Source organism: Rathayibacter sp. AY1F8 (assembly GCF_002932165.1).
GTDB lineage: Bacteria > Actinomycetota > Actinomycetes > Actinomycetales > Microbacteriaceae > Rathayibacter.
In genome coordinates, this window is record NZ_PSVB01000003.1 from 39,709 (window position 1) to 56,186 (window position 16,478).

The window sequence follows — 16,478 nt, forward strand, 5'->3', positions numbered from 1 at the left end:
CGACGCGCCGGACGGATCCGCTCGAGGCGCACCATCCCGGGCGCAGGGCGAGGCGAGCACGGGGCCCGGCTCAGCGCCTCAGCGCGACGCCCACCACTCGCGGAGCCGCTGCGTCGCGACCTCCTCGCCGAGCGGACCCTCCTCGAGCCGCAGCTCCAACAGGAACCGGTACGCCTGCCCGACCTCGGGGCCCGGGGCGAGGCCGAGGATCTCCATGATCCGCGTGCCGTCGAGGTCGGGGCGCTTGGAGGCGAGCTCCTCCTTCTCGGCGAGCTCCGCGATGCGCGCCTCGAGGTCGTCGTAGGCGTGCGCGAGCCGGTCGGCCTTGCGGCGGTTGCGCGTGGTCACGTCGGCGCGGGTGAGGATGTGCAGCCGCTCGAGCAGGTGCCCGGCGTCGGTCACGTAGCGGCGCACCGCGGAGTCGGTCCACGCGCCGTCCGTGTACCCGAAGAAGCGCAGGTGCAGCTCGATGAGGCGGGCCACGTCCTTCGTCGTCTGGTTGTCGAACTTCAGTGCGCGCATCCGCTTGATCGCGAGCTTGGAGCCGACCAGGTCGTGGTGGTGGAAGCTCACCGCTCCGCCCGGCTCGAGCCGCCGCGTGGCCGGCTTCCCGATGTCGTGCAGGAGGGCGGCGAGCCGCAGCACGACGTCGGGCGCGGCTCCGGGGTGCCGCGACTCCTCCAGCGCGATCGCCTGCTCCAGCACGGTGAGGCTGTGGGTGTAGACGTCCTTGTGGTGGTGGTGCTCGTCCTGCTCCAGGCGCAGCGCGGGCAGCTCCGGGAGGAAGCGACCGGCCAGACCGGTGTCGACGAGCAGCTCCAGGCCGGCACGGGGCGTGGCGGTCGCGAGGAGCTTCCGCAGCTCCTCCTGCACGCGCTCCGCCGAGACGTCGTCGATCCGTCCGGCGAGCTCGGCCATCGCCCACTCGACCTCGTCGGTGGTGCGGAAGCCGAGCTGCGAGGTGAAGCGCGCGCCGCGGAGCATCCGGAGCGGATCGTCGCCGAAGGAGAGGTCGGCGGGGGAGGGGGTGCGCAGCCGGCCGGCGAGCAGGTCCTCCACTCCTCCCGAGGGATCGACGAGGACGACCTCCGGAAGCCGCAGCGCCATCGCGTTGACCGTGAAGTCGCGCCGCACCAGGTCGCCCTCGAGCGAGTCGCCGAACTCGACCTCGGGCTTGCGGCTCACCCCGTCGTAGCTGTCGCTGCGGTAGGTCGTGATCTCGACCGTCTCGCCGGCCACGCGAGCGCCGATCGTGCCGAAGGCCCGGCCGATGTCCCAGTGCGCCTCGGCGATCGGAGCGACGATCCGCACGATGTCGTCGGGGCGTGCGGAGGTGGTGAAGTCGAGGTCGTGCACGCCGTGGCCGAGGAAGGCGTCGCGGACCGGGCCGCCGACCAGCGCGAGCTCGTGGCCCTGGGCTGCGAACGCCTCCGCCAGCCGCGTCACCGTGGGCGTCCCCGCGAGCGCGCGGAGGGTCTCGAGAGCGGTCTGGACGCTGTGCATTCGCACGATCCTAGTGGCGGGGGGTGTCCCGGCAGCGGGTGACCGTGCCAGGGGGTTACGGGGGGGGAACCGCCTGCACAGCGGACGCACCGCCTGCCCCGAGGAGGGCTGCCCGTAGAATCACCCGCATGGAGGCCGAGTGAGTCCGATGCATCGGCGCGACCCCTCCCTCCGCTCCCGCCGCTCGCGGGCGGCCCTCCTCCTGCTCCGCTCGGCAGGTGCCGCCGCTCTCGCGCTCGGCCTGACCGGCGTGGCCTCCCCCGCCCTCGCGGCCCCGGTCGCCGCCGCGACGGCGACCTCGACGCCCGCTCCCGGCACCGTCACCACGACCGCCGGGGCCGGCAGTGACGGCGTCCTGCGGCCCGGCCAGGACCTCGAGCTCTCGATCGCCGTGCGCAACGGCACCACCGAGGCGATCGACAGCGCCGACGTGACGGTCGCCCTCTCCTACGCCACCCTCGACACCCGCGCGGAGCTGCACGACTGGCTCGACGCCGAGGCCGACAACGACACCGACCCGGTCCGTGCGACCGCCCAGCTGCGCCTGCTGCCCTCCAGCACCGCCGAGGCCGGCCTCACCGTGCCGGTCGACCAGATCCCCTTCTCCAACGACCGGACCGCGCTCGGCACCCACGCCGTCCTCGTCACGGTCACCGGTCCGGGTGGTGTCGTCTCGACCGCTCGCACCGCCGTCGAGCTGACCGACGACGCGGTGGCCCCGGAGCGCGAGACCGGCGTCAGCGTCCTCGTCCCGCTCACCGTCCCGGACACGGCCGACGGCCTGCTCTCGGCCGAGGCCCTCGCCGACTACACCGACGGCACGGGGACCCTCACCCGGCAGCTCGACGCGGTCGCGGGGAAGGGCGTCACGATCGGGGTCGACCCGCGCATCCTCGCTTCGATCCGGATCCTCGGCAGCGCCGCTCCGGAGTCGGCCCTCGACTGGCTCGACCGGCTGCAGTCCGTGCCGAACGAGCGCTTCGCCCTGCCGTACGCCGACGCCGACGTCTCGGCCCAGGCGCAGGCCGGGCTCTCCGTCCTCCTCTCTCCCACCTCCTTCGAGTACGCGATCGACGACACCCGCTTCGCCGCGGTCCCCGGCACCGCCAGCCCGGCGCCCACGGTCGCCGTCGACTCCGACCAGCCGGCCGAGGACCTGCCGGCGCGTCCGAGCACCGAGTCGCTGCTCGCCTCCGACTGGAGCACCTCCCTCGGCAGCGTCGCCTGGCCCGACGAGGGCACTCTCCGGGGGTCGGACCTCGACGTCTACGCGGCCAGCGGCATGAACCGCACGGTCGTCCCCTCATCCGGTCTCCTGCTGCCGGAGGAGGTGACCACGACCTCGCGCGCCACCGTCGGCGACTCGGACCTGGTCGTGGCCGACTCGCGCCTCACCGAGGCGTTCGACGCGGCCGCGACTGCCACCGACGACACCGAGTGGCGCGCCCGCATGTCCGAGATCGCCACCGATCTCGCCGAGGTGCAGGAGGAGGGGACCGCGCCGGACGTCGTGCTCACCCTCGGTCGCGGCTCGGCGATCGGCGCCGCGCGCCTCTCCGAGACCCTCGACGCGATCGAGTCGCTGCCCTGGGCCCGCGGAGTCGCCCTCTCCACCGCCCTCGCCGTCCCCGCGACCGAGGGCGCGAGCGTCGTCGACTCGCCGGAGTCGGAGTCGCGGCTCGACCGGGTGCGCGACCTGCTCGACGCCGGCTCCGAGGTCGAGGCGTTCTCCTCCGTGCTGCAGGAGCCGGAGCTGCTGTCGGGCAAGAGCCGCAACGACGTGCTGGCGCTGCTCTCGGTGACCTGGCGCGGAGACGGCAGCGGCTGGGGCGACGCCGTCGGCGTGGCCATGACCGAGGCCGACCGGACGCTCTCGCTGGTGTCGATCGACGCGACCGGCAGCATCCTGCAGGTCTCCCGCGACTCGAGCATCCCCGTGTACGTCCGCAACGAGCTCCCCTGGCCGATCGCCGTCCGCATCCAGGCCTCGACCTCGAACGCCGTCCTCGACATCGACGAGGAGGCGATCGAGACCACCGAGATCGACGCCCGCTCGCAGGGCCGCGTCCTCATCCCCGTGAAGGCCCGGGTCGGCAACGGCGAGACGAGCCTCGGCCTGCAGCTGACCTCGGCGCAGGGCGTCCCCATCGGCACCCCCACGGGCATGACGACCAGCGTCCGCGCCGACTGGGAGACCGTCGGCACCCTGGTCATCGGGATCGCGCTCGTCGTCGTCTTCGGAGCCGGCATCCTCCGCAACATCCGCCGTCGCCGTCGAGGCGACACCCCTGAGGACGAGGAGGACCCGAACGCCGTGCTCGAGGTCCAGCCCGATCTCGACGACCAGCGATCGGACCCGCGTGGCTAGCTTCTCCCTCGGACGCGCGAGCGCCGTCCTCGCCTCCGGCACGATGGTCTCGCGGATCCTCGGCTTCATCATGTCGATCGTCATGGCGAACACGATCGGAGCCGCGGTCGCGCCGGGCGCGGACGCCTTCACGACGGCGAACCTGCTGCCCAACACGATCTACTCGATCATCGCGGGCGGCGCTCTGAACGCCGTCCTCGTCCCGCAGATCGTGCGGGCGGGCCTCGACGCCGACGGCGGCCGCGGCTACATCAACCGCCTGCTGACCCTGGCGCTCGGCCTGCTCCTGGTGACCACGATCGCCGCCACGGTCGTCGCTCCCCTGCTCGTGCGCCTCTACGCGCCCGGCTACGGACCGGAGCAGTACCAGCTGGCCGTCGCCTTCGCGTTCTGGTGCCTGCCGCAGGTCTTCTTCTACGGCCTCTTCACGATCCTCGGCGAGGTGCTCAACGCCCGCGGCTCGTTCGGCCCCTTCACCTGGGCGCCCGTGCTGAACAACGTCGTGGTGATCGCCGGGCTCGTCGCCTTCATGGTGCTGTTCGGCGCCGATCCGGAGGGGAACCGTCCGGTCGACTCGTGGTCCCCGGCGATGGTCACCCTCCTCGGCGGGAGCGCGACGCTGGGCATCGTCGTCCAGTCGCTGTTCCTGATGCTCTTCTGGCGGAGGGTCGGCCTCAGCTACCGCCCCGACTTCCGCTTCCGGGGCGTCGGCCTCGGCACGGCCGGGCGGATGTCGCTGTGGTCGTTCGCCACGGTGCTGCTGACCATCGTCGCCGGCATCGTCGAGAGCCAGGTCTCCTCCACCGCGTCCGGCGAGGGGCCCTCGGCCGCGGCGCTGCAGAAGGCGTGGCTGATCTTCATGCTGCCCCACTCGGTCATCGCGATCTCGATCGCCATGGCCTACTTCACCAAGATGAGCGGCCACACCGCACGGGGGGAGATGAAGGAGTTCCGCTCGGACGTCTCCACCTCGCTCCGCCTGGTGCTGATGATGCTCGTCTTCGCCGCCGCCGCGATCGTCGTGGTCGCAGTGCCGTTCGGCTCCGTCTTCACCGACTCGTTCGCGGACGCGCAGGCCATCGGAGCGATCGCCGTGGCCTACGTGATCGCCCTGCCGCTGTTCTCCTCGATCGCCATCATGCAGCGCGCGTTCTACGCCCTGAGCGACGGAGCGCGGCCGTTCCTGTTCACCCTGGTGCAGGTCGTCGTGGCGGTCGCCGGGTACCTGATCGTGCTCCGGCTCCCCGCCGACCGCACCGCTGTCGGCATCGCCGCTGCGACCTCGCTCGGCATCTGCGTGCAGGCCCTCGTGGCGGCCCTCCTCCTGCGCCGCCGGCTCGGCGGCCGCGGAGGCAGGCGGATCCTCGTGAGGCTCGCGCAGTACGTCCTCGCCGCGGTGCCCTCGGCCGCCGCCGGCTACGGCGTCCTGGTCGCCCTCGGCGGCACGCGCGCGGGCGGTTTCGCCGTCTCGAACTACGTGGAGCCGCTGCTCTCGATGGCCGCGATCGGCACCGTGATGGCGCTCGTCTACTTCGCGGTCCTCTGGTTCCTCCGGGTGCCGGAGCTGCGCGCCGTCCTGGCTCCGGTGCTCCGCCGACCCGGCCGCTGATGCTGCTCCGGTAAAAGCCTGGTCAGATCGCATTTCCTGGGCTGCTGCATCGAGCGGCGCGTGGCACGACCGGCACTCCCGGGCCCGCGGAATAGTGCCCGCCTAGGATGTGTTGTAGCCCACGGAGCCGCGGAACGATTCGAGCGACCGGCTCCGGGTGCTCGGCTCCCGCCCCACCCGTCACCGCTCGTACAGACCCCGAGGAGTTGCCGTGCGCGACATCGTCATCATCGGATCCGGCCCCGCCGGCTGGACCGCCGCCATCTACGCGGCGCGCGCCGAGCTGCACCCGGTGGTCGTGGCCTCGTCGGTCGAGATCGGCGGCGACCTGATGAACACGACGGACGTCGAGAACTTCCCCGGCTTCCCCGACGGCGTCCTCGGCCCCGAGCTGATGACCTCGATGCAGGCGCAGGCCGAGAAGTTCGGCGCCGAGACCTTCTACGACGACGTCACCTCCCTCGATCTCGAGGGCGAGGTCAAGACCGTCCATCTCGGCTCCGGCGAGAGCATCGAGGCGAAGACCGTCGTCGTCGCGACCGGATCCGCGTACCGCAAGCTGGGCCTCCACGACGAGGACCGCCTATCGGGACACGGTGTCTCGTGGTGCGCCACCTGCGACGGCTTCTTCTTCAAGGGGAAGACCATCGCCGTCGTCGGCGGGGGCGACTCCGCCATGGAGGAGGCGACCTTCCTCACCAAGCACGCCGCGAAGGTCTACGTGATCCACCGCAAGGACTCGCTCCGCGCCTCGAAGGTCATGCAGAAGCGCGCCTTCGACAACGAGAGGATCGAGTTCATCTGGAACGCCGAGGTCACCGGCATCACCGGCGAGAACCACGTCGACGGCGTGAAGCTGCGCGACACGGTCGACGGCACCGAGTCCCACCTCGACCTCGACGGCCTGTTCATCGCGATCGGCAACGACCCGCGCACGCACGTCGTGCACGGCAAGCTCGACCTCACCACCGAGGGCACCATCTCGGTGGTCGGCCGCTCCTCCCAGACCTCCGTTCCCGGCGTCTTCGCCGCCGGCGACGTGATCGACCCGACCTACCGTCAGGCCGTCACCGCCGCGGCATCCGGAACGGTCGCCGCCCTCGACGCGGAGCACTACCTCGCTTCGCTCGCCGATGGCACCGCCCACACCGAAGGCTCACCCCGGGCCGAGCTCATCACCCGCTGACCGTCCGGTCATCGCACATCGGAGCCGGCAGCCCGCCGACTCGTGAAGGAGAGAACACCATGTCCACCGCGAAGAGCGTCACCGACGCATCGTTCCAGTCCGACGTCCTCGACTCCGAGAAGACCGTCCTGGTCGACTTCTGGGCCGAGTGGTGCGGCCCCTGCCGCATGGTCGCGCCGATCCTCGACCAGATCTCGGCCGAGCACGGCGACAAGATCGAGATCGTCAAGCTGAACGTCGACGAGAACCCGCAGACCGCTGCGAAGTACCAGATCACGTCGATCCCGGCGATGAAGGTCTACCAGAACGGCGAGGTCGTGAAGACTGTCATCGGCGCCAAGCCGAAGCCGGCCCTCGAGGCCGACCTGGCCGCGTTCCTCTGAGTTCGCACCCCTGACCGCCCTCTGCGGTCTCCGAGAGCCCCTGTCACGTCGTGACGGGGGCTCTCCTCGTTCCCGGGGCTGTTTCACGTGAAACAGACCCGCTGGGGCGCAGGCCACGATCCCTGCGGTGGCGCCCGACCGCCCCGCCGCAGCACAGGACCGGCCGGTACTGTGGATCCACCCGGCTCCGGCCGGAGAAACACTGTCCACCGAGCGAAGCGGAACCATCGTGACCAACCGCGGCACCAACCTCGACCCCTGGTACAACTCCTATGCGGAGCGCACGGCCGGTCTGGCCGCCAGCGAGGTTCGAGCCCTGTTCGCCGTCGCGTCACGCCCCGAAGTGGTCTCGCTCGCCGGCGGCATGCCGTTCGTGTCCGCGCTCCCCCAGGACCTGGTGACCGGCGCCATCGACACCGTGATGCGGGAGCAGGGGCCCGTCGCGCTGCAGTACGGGTCGGGCCAGGGCGTCCCCGTCCTGCGCGAGCAGATCCTCGACGTCATGGCCCTCGAGGGCATCTCCGCCAGCGCGGACGACATCGTGGTCACCACGGGCTCTCAGCACGCCCTGGAGCTCGTTTCGAAGCTGTTCCTGGACCCGGGGGACGTCGTCCTCTCCGAGGGCCCCAGCTACGTCACGGCGATGGTCATCTTCCGGTCGTACCAGGCCGAAGTCGAGCACGTCCCCATGGACGAGCACGGGCTCATCCCCGCGGCCCTCCGCGAGCACATCGCCCGCGTGCGCGCCGCCGGGAAGACGATCAAGTTCCTGTACACGATCCCCACCTTCCACAACCCCGCGGGCGTGACCCTCAGCTGGGAGCGCCGCGTCGAGATCCTCGAGATCTGCAAGTCCGAGGGAATCCTCGTGCTCGAGGACAACCCGTACGGCCTCCTCTACTTCGAGGACGTCCCGCCGAAGGCGATGCGCTCGCTGGAGGAGGACGGAGTGATCTACCTCGGCACGTTCTCGAAGACGCTCGCTCCCGGCTTCCGGGTGGGCTGGGCTCTCGCTCCGCACGCGATCCGCGAGCGGCTGATCCTCGCCAACGAGGCGGCCGTCCTCAGTCCGTCGTCCTTCAGCCAGCTGGTCATCTCGAAGTACCTCGAGACGGCCGACTGGCGCGGACAGATCGACACCTTCCGCGGCGTCTACCGCGAGCGGAAGGAAGCGATGCTGAAGGGCCTGCAGACCCATCTGCCCGGCCTCAGCTGGACGAACCCGAACGGCGGCTTCTACGTCTGGGTCACGCTGCCCGAGGAGCTCGACTCCAAGGCGATGCTGCCGCGCGCAGTGAAGGAGCTCGTCGCGTACACGCCGGGCACTGCGTTCTACGGTAACGGAGACGGACGTCAGAACATCCGCCTCTCGTTCTGCTACCCGACGCCGGAGCGCATCGGTGACGGCATCCGCCGCCTCGCCACGGTCATCAACGGAGAGCTCGATCTGCTGTCGACCTTCGCGGGCACGGGCCGGCTGAGCAACGCCGACGCGAGCAAGCGTGACGCCGTCCTGCCGCCGAACGTCTCCTGACACCGCTCCTTCGATAAGAAAGCCCTGGTCATGACCGATTTCTCTGTGCTCGACCGTACACTCGACATCGTCGTCATCAGCGGTGGCATCAGCCACGAGCGCGACGTCTCCCTGCGGTCGGGCCGTCGCGTGGCGGATCGTCTCTCCGCGATGGGCCACCGCGTCTCCCTGCACGAACCGGACGCCGGCCTCCTCTCGACGCTCCTGCAGAAGCGTCCGGACGTCGTCTGGCCCGCGGTGCACGGGGCGAGCGGTGAGGACGGTGCGCTCCTCGGGCTCCTCGAGGCGGCTGGCTTCGCCTACGTCGGCTCGCAGACGGACGCGGCGCGCCTGGCCTGGTTCAAGCCGACCGCGAAGACGCTCGTCGCTCGCGCGGGCTTCTCGACCCCGCGCTCCGTCACCCTCCCCCGCGAGACCTTCCGCGAGCTCGGAGCCGCCGGGATTCTGGAGCAGGTCGAGGCGCACCTGCCGGGCTCCCTCGTGGTGAAGCCCGCTCAGGGCGGTTCGGCCCAGGGCGTCAGCATCGTGACGGAGTCGTCGCAGCTCCCGCGAGCGATGGTCGAGGCGTACACCTATGGCGACGTCGTGCTCATCGAACAGCAGATCCAGGGGACCGAGGTCTCCGTCGGTGTTCTCGACCTCGGTGACGGTCCTTTCGCCCTGCCGCCTGTCGAAATCGCACCCGTCGCGGGCCAGTACACATTCGAGGCGCGCTACAACGCGGGGGAGACGCACTTCTACACGCCGGCACGGATCTCGCCGGAGATCACGGAGGAGGTGTCCCGCGTGGCCGTTGCGATCCACGAACTGCTGGGACTCCGCCACCTGTCGCGGCTCGACTTCATCATCGACGACGCCGGACTCCCCTGGTTCTTCGACGCGAACGTCCTTCCCGGAATGACCGAGACCTCACTCGTTCCCCAGGCCATTGAGGCATCCGGCCGCTACCTCGGCGACGTCTACTCCACCCTCGCGAAGCTCGCCGCCTCCTGACTCCATGCCGTTTCACGTGAAACGGTCCGCTGCGCGTCCGCTCCTGGTCGCGAGGCTGCAGCGCTGTGAACAAGTGCGCGAAACCATGCCAGACGAGTAGCCGGATCGCGGCATATCGAGACCTGCGATCGCCCCCTTCTCCTAAGACATGGGTCGAGTAGCCGCCCAACAACGTGTCTTGGTCTTCGTCAGCAGACCAGTAGTGCCGACTCGAGAGAAGAACCCGAGGCCGCGCCTCGACTCCCACAACGCCAGACATCCATCGCCGCGCCGGTCGAGTATCCGTAGATCCGCGTGGTCAGACCCCCTCGTCGCGCTGAACCCACCAGGAATCGACCTGGCCCATGGCTTCCATCGGCACCTGGTCCTCGTCGTCATGCTGGTCGAGGAAGCGCATTGCTGAGTATCAAGACCCGGACACCCTCGGTGGGTACCAGGTGAGGCATTGCCTGGGGCAAGATATCCACGCCAATCGCTTCCTCATATGAGCAGACATACCGGCGAAGAGCAGTAGTGCGTCGAATCGAGGCTCACCACAATCGCCACCCGCGCTATCTCTGGGAAACAACTCGTTCTATCGACGCTGATCGACGCCAGCACCCGTCGCCATGCTCGTCGAGTAGCCACACCGCGACGTATCGAGACCCACGGCCGGAAGGGATCCCTCTCGCTTGGTTCTCCGACCTCAACTCCGCCTCGGGGGGTGGTGCCTGAATCTCGTTAGTCAGGCGAGCGATCTCTTTCGAACACTGCGGTCGAAGTCCGTCCCACGATGATCTGCACGTGCGTCCAGGGTTCTCGGCAGGGGCGTTTCACGTGAAACGCTTCCGCGGCCGTTGAGCAACTTCAATCGGAAAAGTTGCGCCCTGTGGAGGGAGTCCAGCCGACGAGGGCCTCCTGATTGACCCGACGAGATCGTAGCTCTTCAATGGCCAGGCCGCCCTAGAGCGCACCGTTTCACGTGAAACGGCCCTTCCATTGAGTCTTTCAGTGCCTCTGGGGGCGACCACCGACTGGGTCCTCCGTAAGACATCGGCGAACCCACTCATCACATCGGCGTCGATCCGCGAAAATGGAGGGTACTGTATTTCGTCTTACTTGCCCGCCCGCCAGCCAATGCCTGGAGGCCCAGGAGGCGCTCCTCCCGAGGGACATGGGATGCACGGTCGGCCAAGGGAGTCCTCATCTCAGCGGCGGATGGACGGCTGTTTCACGTGAAACATTGCTCCCGCCAACTATCGGCGATGAGGGCGTCGCCCCTGGCAGAGGAGAGCCGCACCGAGTGCGACCAGTCCAAGTGCCAGTCCAGCGCCGCCAGCGAGCCACTGAACGCGACAAGAACTACGGAGACCGACGATCTCTGAACTCAGCCAACCCTAGATCCGGCGCTCCACGCCTACTCAACCGCCATGTAGGCGCATCGTGCGCTGCTCTATCCAGAGATCAATGCCCCAGATACCCGGCGATCGTCACCGTTCGGCAATACCAGCCGTATTCTCGACCAGGACCGGAGTAAGCAGGGCCCCGCAGAACCTGGAACCACTTCATCGGACTGTACCAGTCAGAAGGGCCTATCAATCAGAGAGAGGACGACAACCGAGAATCCTCAGCTCACAAAGCATCTCGAAGATCGCCCCAAGCGTGCTGATCTGCGATCGCGGTGCCGACGAGGGGAGCGGATACCGCCACATCGGCGATTGCGGCCAAGAACACAGCGCGAGCACGCGCACGCCAGCCGCACGGCGAATCAGTGGCCGCCGCTAGGCCGGCCCTCTACGGAGCGAGCGACACCTCGGTCGGCTCCCCGATCTCGGCGAGGATGCGGTTCAAGTCCTGGATGGTGGCGAAGTCGATGACCATCTGGCCCTTACGTGCGCCCAGGGTGACCTTGACGCGCGTATTCAACCGGTCGCCGAGGTGATCCGCGATCGACGAGAGGTGTCCGGAGTGCCCGCCCTGCTCCTCCACCACGGGACGCGTGGTCGTCCGCGGCGCCTTCATCTGCGCCGCGGCGGCCTCGGCGGCGCGGACGGACAGGTCCTCGTTGACGATCTTGTCGGCCAGGCGGCGCATCATCTCGACGTCGTCGAGGGACAGAACCGCACGCGCGTGTCCTGCGGTCAGGACGCCGGCAGCGACGCGGGCCTGCACATCGGCCGGGAGCCGCAGGAGACGGAGCGTGTTCGAGATCTGCGGCCGCGAACGTCCGAGCCGCGTCGCCAGGGCCTCCTGGGTGATCCCGAAGTCGCTGAGGAGCTGCTGGTAGGCGGACGCCTCCTCGAGCGGGTTGAGGTCGGCGCGGTGCAGGTTCTCCAGCAGCGCGTCGCGGAGCATGTTCTCGTCGGCCGTGTCCTTGACGACCGCGGGGATGGTGGTCAGTCCAGCGGCCTTCGAGGCGCGGAACCGGCGCTCACCCATGACGAGCTCGTACTTCGCTCCGCCGCGAGCCGTCACGGGCCGAACGACGATCGGCTGCAGCACTCCGAACTCGCGGATGCTGTGAACGAGTTCCGCGAGGTCGTCCTCGTCGAACACCGACCGCGGCTGCGCCGTATTCGGGGTGATGTCGGCGAGGGGGATTCGCGCCAAGCGCGCTCCGGGGACCTCGAGGAGCTCCTCGGCACGGGCCGAATCGCCGACCTGATCAGGGAAGAAGACGTCGACGGGCCGGGAGCGCGACTCGTCGCTGGTCGGGATGAGCGAGCCGATCCCCCGGCCGAGTCCCGTGCGCTTGGTCGCCATCAGCGTGCCTCTCCTTCGTGTGCCGTCTCGGGTGTCTTCCGGGCTCCGCGTCGTGCGATCTCGGCGGCCGCCTCCAGGTACGCCAGCGAGCCGGACGACTGCGGGTCGTAGCTGATCACGCTCTGTCCGTAGCTCGGCGCCTCCGAGATCCTCACGTTGCGCGGGATCACCGCACGCAGCACCTCCTTCGGGAAGTGCTCTCGGACATCCGCTGCCACCTGCTGGGAGAGGTTGGTGCGGCCGTCGTACATGGTCAGGAGGATCGTCGAGACACCGAGGTTCGGGTTGAGGTGCCGCTCGATCAGGTCGATGTTCTTGAGCAGCTGACTGAGCCCCTCGAGCGCGTAGTACTCGCACTGGATCGGGATGAGCACCTCGCGAGCGGCGACGAACGCGTTGATGGTCAGCAGACCGAGCGACGGCGGGCAGTCGATGAAGACGTAGTCGAACGGCTCGTCCATGGTGTCGAGCATGCGGTCGAGCGCACGACGGAGACGCTGCTCGCGTGCGACGAGCGAGACCAGCTCGATCTCGGCGCCGGCCAGGTGGATGGTCGCCGGCACACCGTAGAGCGAGGCGAACTCCGGGCTCTTCTGCACGACGTCCGCGAGGGGAGTGTCGTTGACGATCACGTCGTACACGCTGGCCGTCTCGGCGCGGTGCTCGATGCCCAGGGCCGTCGACGCGTTGCCCTGCGGATCGAGGTCGATGACGAGCACCTTCGCCTCACCGCGGGCGAGCCCGGCGGCGAGGTTGACGGTCGTCGTCGTCTTGCCGACGCCGCCCTTCTGGTTCGAGATCGTGATGACGCGCGTCGACTCGGGCTTGGGCAGCGGCTGGGCGTTCAGCAGTGCGCGCCGGCGGGTCATGTCCGCGATCTCCCGGGCCAGGGGAGTCGAGGAATCGAAGCCTCCGGTCAGACCGGCGGAATCGGTTTGTTTCACGTGAAACCTTCGCTCAGCGAGTGGGACGGACATCAGCACCGAGGAGTCGACGGACGAGGAGTCGGGGGCTCACTGCGGCGTCGTGGCGATCAACCCACTGTAGCCCGGACGACCCTCGTCACCTCGGAGAGCACGCCGCCGCCGAGCACGACGACCTCGGGCGGGGAGAGCCGGAAACGACGGATCTGCTTGGCCGCCGCCTCGATCTCCTTCTCGGCGTTGATGCCCTTCAGCAGGACCAGCTCGCCTCCGGGCCGCAGCAGCGGCGCGGTCAGCGGGATCAGCTTCGAGAGGGCGCTGACCGCCCGAGCGGTCACCTGGTCGAGAGGCTCCGCGAGCTCCGCCTCTTCAGCACGGGCTCGAAGAACTGAGACATTCTCGATTCCGAGTCCGTCCACCTGCTCCTGAAGCCAGACGACGCGACGCTCCATCGGCTCGATGAGCACGAAGCGGACGTCGGGCCGCACGATGGCCAGGACGAGCCCGGGAAGGCCCGCGCCACTGCCGACATCACCCACCAGTCCCGGACGCAGGAGAGGGGCCACCAGGGCGCTGTTGAGCACGTGCCGCGTCCAGAGACGGGGGAGCTCCAAGGGCCCGATCAGGCCGCGCTCCTCACCCTGGTCGGCGAGAGCCTCCGTGAACCGCCGCAGGAGGGGCAGGCGGTCGCCGGCGATCGCCGCAGCGGCTGCGGGCTCGGCCTCGAGGGTCGACTCCACGCCGTTCAGCCGCGGGTGATGACGGTGTGGCGCTCGCGCGCCTCGCCGCGCGACTCCGACACGAAGCCGCGCTCGCCCACCATGTCGTGGACCAGCTTGCGCTCGTACGACGACATGGGCGGGAGCGAGGCCGACGTGGCGCCGTCCTCGATCCGCTCGATCGCGCGGTCGACCAGCTGGGCGAGCTCAGCCTCGCGGGCGTCGCGGGAGCCGCCGATGTCGAGGATGAGGCGGGAGAACGCTCCGGTCTTCGTCTGGACCGCCAGGCGCGTCAGCTCCTGCAGTGCCTGGACGGCGTCGGGGCGGGAGAGCACCCGGAGGTTCGTGTCGCCGGAGGCGGTGACCGAGAGGTAGGCGCGGCCGTTGCGGACCTCGATGTCGATGTCGCCGTCGAGGTCGCAGATGTCGAGGAACTCCTCGATGTAGTCGGCGGCGACGTCGCCCTCGTCCTCGAGCTGCGAGAGCGTGGACTCGGGCGCCTCGTCGACGGCGGACGCGTCCACGTCCGCGGGTGCGGACGCGTCGTCGGTGATGGTCTGCATCGGATCGGTCATGGCGGCTCTACTTCTTTCCGGCTTGCTTCTTGGAGCGGTTCTTGCTCACGGGCTGCGTGCGCTGCACGGCCTTCTTCTCGACGAGGGTGACGTCGCCGGCGGCCGTGGTCTCCTCGACCAGCTTGCCCTTGCGGCGCAGGCGCTCCTCGCGGGCCTTGGCGGCCTCGCTGCCCGGCGTCGGCATGTTCCGGATGACGATGAACTGCTGGATCATCGTCCAGATGTTCGAGGTCAGCCAGTAGAACATCACGCCGAGGGGGAAGGCGAAGCCCGAGAAGGCGAAGACGAGGGGGAGGATGTAGAGCAGGATCCGCTGCTGCTTGAACGTCGGCGAGGCCTTCGCCTCGGGCGACATGTTCTTCGAGACGATCTGCAGCTGCGTGATGAACTGCGACGCGGTCATCAGGACGACCATGATCACCGCGATGATGATGACCGGCTCCTGGCCGCCCTCGGCGAGTGCGCCCTGGATCGACTGGTGCAGCGGTGCGACGCCGAAGAGGTTCGCCTCGCCGAACTGGCGGGCGAGCGTCTCGTCGAGCGGGCCCACGCCCTTCTGGCTGTGCTGCGCCGCGTTCAGCACCGAGAACAGGCTGAAGAAGATCGGCATCTGGATCAGCAGGGGCAGGCAGGAGGCGAGCGGGTTGGTGCCCGTCTTCTTGTAGAGCTCCATGGTCTCGCGGGACATCGCCTCGCGGGACAGCTGGTCGCGCTTGCCCTTGTACTTGTCCTGGATCTTCTTGAGCTGGGGCGCGACCTCGAGCATCCGGCGCTGGCTCTTGATCTGCTTGACGAAGATCGGGATGAGCGCGGCGCGGATGACGATGACCAGGCCGACGATCGAGAGGACCCAGGTGATTCCCGCGGCCGCCTCCATGCCGGTGAAGGTCAGCAGCTGGTGGAAGGCGACGAGGAGCAGCTCGACCACCCACTTGAGGGGCCAGAGGATCGTGCCGAGGAGGTCCATGGAGTGGGGTCAGTCCTTTCGAGGGCCCACGACGAACCCGGCTCGCGTCACGGCGAAGCGGGTCCGGCCGGAAGCCGGTCGGTGCAGGGGGATCGAGGTCGGGACGTCGTCGATGCCGCCGGCCGCCCACGGGTGGCAGCGGAGCAGACGGCGGGCCGCGAGGACGGAGCCGAGGACGAGCCCGTGGAGCTGGACCGCCTGGAGCGCGTACGCGGAGCACGAGGGGTAGTAACGGCAGACGTCCCCGTAGAGAGGGGACACGACCGCCCGGTAGACGATCAGGAGCAGGACGCCGATGTTCCGCGGCAGCAGGAGGATCGCCCACCCGAGCCGGGCGAACGGCGCCTCGCGGCGGGGGAGCACGGCGGTCACGAGGACGCCCCGCTCTTCCGCGCGGCTCGCGCCATCGCGGACCACACCTCGGAGCGCAGCTCCGACCAGGGGGCGTCGGCGCTGCCGGGCAGCGCGCGGACGACGACCTGGGTGCCGGGGTCGATCTCGGGGACGAGCTCGAACGCCACGGCCTTGAGCCGGCGGCGGACGGTGTTGCGCGTCACCGCGGTGCCGACCGTCTTGGCGACGATGAACCCGAACCGCGCCGGATCGCCCGCGGAGGACCGGCGGACATACGTGACGGTGTGCGGTCCTGTGGACCGCACACCGCGACGGACGACTGTCCGGTACTCGCCTCCGTGGACGATGCGATTGGCTCTGGCCAGCACCGCTGGTCGGTACCGCTCGCTGCTAGGCGGAGAGCTCGGTGCGCCCCTTGGCGCGGCGCGCGCTGAGGATGCCGCGGCCGGCACGGGTGCGCATGCGCAGACGGAAGCCGTGCACCTTGGCGCGACGACGGTTGTTCGGCTGGAAGGTTCGCTTGCTCATAATCAGATCTCCACGTACGTGTTCCGCGGCGCGAACCGGCACCACCCGCTCGGGCGGAGACTCGGATCCTCCGGGAAGAAGGGGTGCCCGGCTG

At 69.3% G+C, this 16,478-nt stretch carries 15 protein-coding genes; 6 read left to right on the plus strand and 9 right to left on the minus strand.

Annotation, left to right across the window (positions count from 1 at the left end; translation table 11 throughout):
* Positions 1–78: 78 nt before the first annotated feature.
* A complete protein-coding gene (locus C5C35_RS03440; RefSeq protein ID WP_104262571.1) occupies positions 79–1,503 on the minus strand; it encodes a CCA tRNA nucleotidyltransferase in 1,425 nt (474 codons plus the stop codon).
* A gap of 148 nt (positions 1,504–1,651) precedes the next feature.
* Between C5C35_RS03440 and C5C35_RS03445 the strand changes: the two genes are divergently transcribed.
* From C5C35_RS03445 to C5C35_RS03470, 6 genes are all read left to right on the plus strand, one after another.
* Positions 1,652–3,871, plus strand: coding sequence for a DUF6049 family protein (locus C5C35_RS03445; RefSeq protein ID WP_104262572.1), 2,220 nt, complete (start codon positions 1,652–1,654; stop codon positions 3,869–3,871).
* Complete coding sequence (gene murJ, locus C5C35_RS03450) at positions 3,864–5,480, plus strand: murein biosynthesis integral membrane protein MurJ (protein WP_258068993.1); 1,617 nt, start codon at positions 3,864–3,866, stop codon at positions 5,478–5,480. Before C5C35_RS03445 ends, murJ begins: the two co-directional genes overlap by 8 nt.
* Before the next feature lie 211 nt (positions 5,481–5,691).
* Positions 5,692–6,666, plus strand: a complete 975-nt coding sequence (gene trxB, locus C5C35_RS03455; protein WP_104225794.1) for a thioredoxin-disulfide reductase — start codon at positions 5,692–5,694, stop codon at positions 6,664–6,666.
* A 59-nt stretch (positions 6,667–6,725) separates the two neighbouring features.
* Complete coding sequence (gene trxA / locus C5C35_RS03460; RefSeq protein WP_104247024.1) at positions 6,726–7,049, plus strand: thioredoxin; 324 nt, start codon at positions 6,726–6,728, stop codon at positions 7,047–7,049.
* A gap of 229 nt (positions 7,050–7,278) precedes the next feature.
* A complete protein-coding gene (locus C5C35_RS03465; protein ID WP_104233029.1) occupies positions 7,279–8,583 on the plus strand; it encodes a PLP-dependent aminotransferase family protein in 1,305 nt (434 codons plus the stop codon).
* A gap of 30 nt (positions 8,584–8,613) precedes the next feature.
* Positions 8,614–9,576, plus strand: a complete 963-nt coding sequence (locus C5C35_RS03470) for an ATP-grasp domain-containing protein (protein ID WP_104262573.1) — start codon at positions 8,614–8,616, stop codon at positions 9,574–9,576.
* Between the two features lie 1,773 nt (positions 9,577–11,349).
* Here C5C35_RS03470 and C5C35_RS03475 read toward each other — a convergent pair.
* The 8 genes from C5C35_RS03475 to rpmH all read right to left on the minus strand — a co-directional run bounded on the left by C5C35_RS03475 (position 11,350) and on the right by rpmH (position 16,384).
* Positions 11,350–12,318, minus strand: a complete 969-nt coding sequence (locus tag C5C35_RS03475) for a ParB/RepB/Spo0J family partition protein (protein ID WP_104262574.1) — start codon at positions 12,316–12,318, stop codon at positions 11,350–11,352.
* On the minus strand, positions 12,318–13,187 hold the full coding sequence (locus tag C5C35_RS03480; RefSeq protein WP_104247021.1) for a ParA family protein: 870 nt from the start codon (positions 13,185–13,187) through the stop codon (positions 12,318–12,320). Before C5C35_RS03480 ends, C5C35_RS03475 begins: the two co-directional genes overlap by 1 nt.
* A 164-nt stretch (positions 13,188–13,351) precedes the next feature.
* Positions 13,352–13,981: a 16S rRNA (guanine(527)-N(7))-methyltransferase RsmG gene (gene rsmG / locus C5C35_RS03485; RefSeq protein ID WP_181133770.1), complete on the minus strand. Its 630-nt coding sequence runs from the start codon at positions 13,979–13,981 to the stop codon at positions 13,352–13,354.
* Positions 13,982–13,986: 5 nt separating this feature from the next.
* Positions 13,987–14,535, minus strand: a complete 549-nt coding sequence (locus C5C35_RS03490; RefSeq protein ID WP_244229531.1) for a R3H domain-containing nucleic acid-binding protein — start codon at positions 14,533–14,535, stop codon at positions 13,987–13,989.
* Between the two features lie 7 nt (positions 14,536–14,542).
* Positions 14,543–15,502, minus strand: a complete 960-nt coding sequence (yidC, locus tag C5C35_RS03495; RefSeq protein ID WP_104222681.1) for a membrane protein insertase YidC — start codon at positions 15,500–15,502, stop codon at positions 14,543–14,545.
* Positions 15,503–15,511: 9 nt separating this feature from the next.
* Positions 15,512–15,865 (minus strand): membrane protein insertion efficiency factor YidD, encoded by a 354-nt coding sequence (gene yidD, locus C5C35_RS03500; RefSeq protein ID WP_244230695.1) that lies wholly within the window; start codon positions 15,863–15,865, stop codon positions 15,512–15,514.
* Between the two features lie 5 nt (positions 15,866–15,870).
* A complete protein-coding gene (rnpA, locus tag C5C35_RS03505; protein WP_104222680.1) occupies positions 15,871–16,224 on the minus strand; it encodes a ribonuclease P protein component in 354 nt (117 codons plus the stop codon).
* A 22-nt stretch (positions 16,225–16,246) separates the two neighbouring features.
* Positions 16,247–16,384: a 50S ribosomal protein L34 gene (rpmH, locus tag C5C35_RS03510; RefSeq protein WP_055784512.1), complete on the minus strand. Its 138-nt coding sequence runs from the start codon at positions 16,382–16,384 to the stop codon at positions 16,247–16,249.
* Positions 16,385–16,478: the final 94 nt, after the last annotated feature.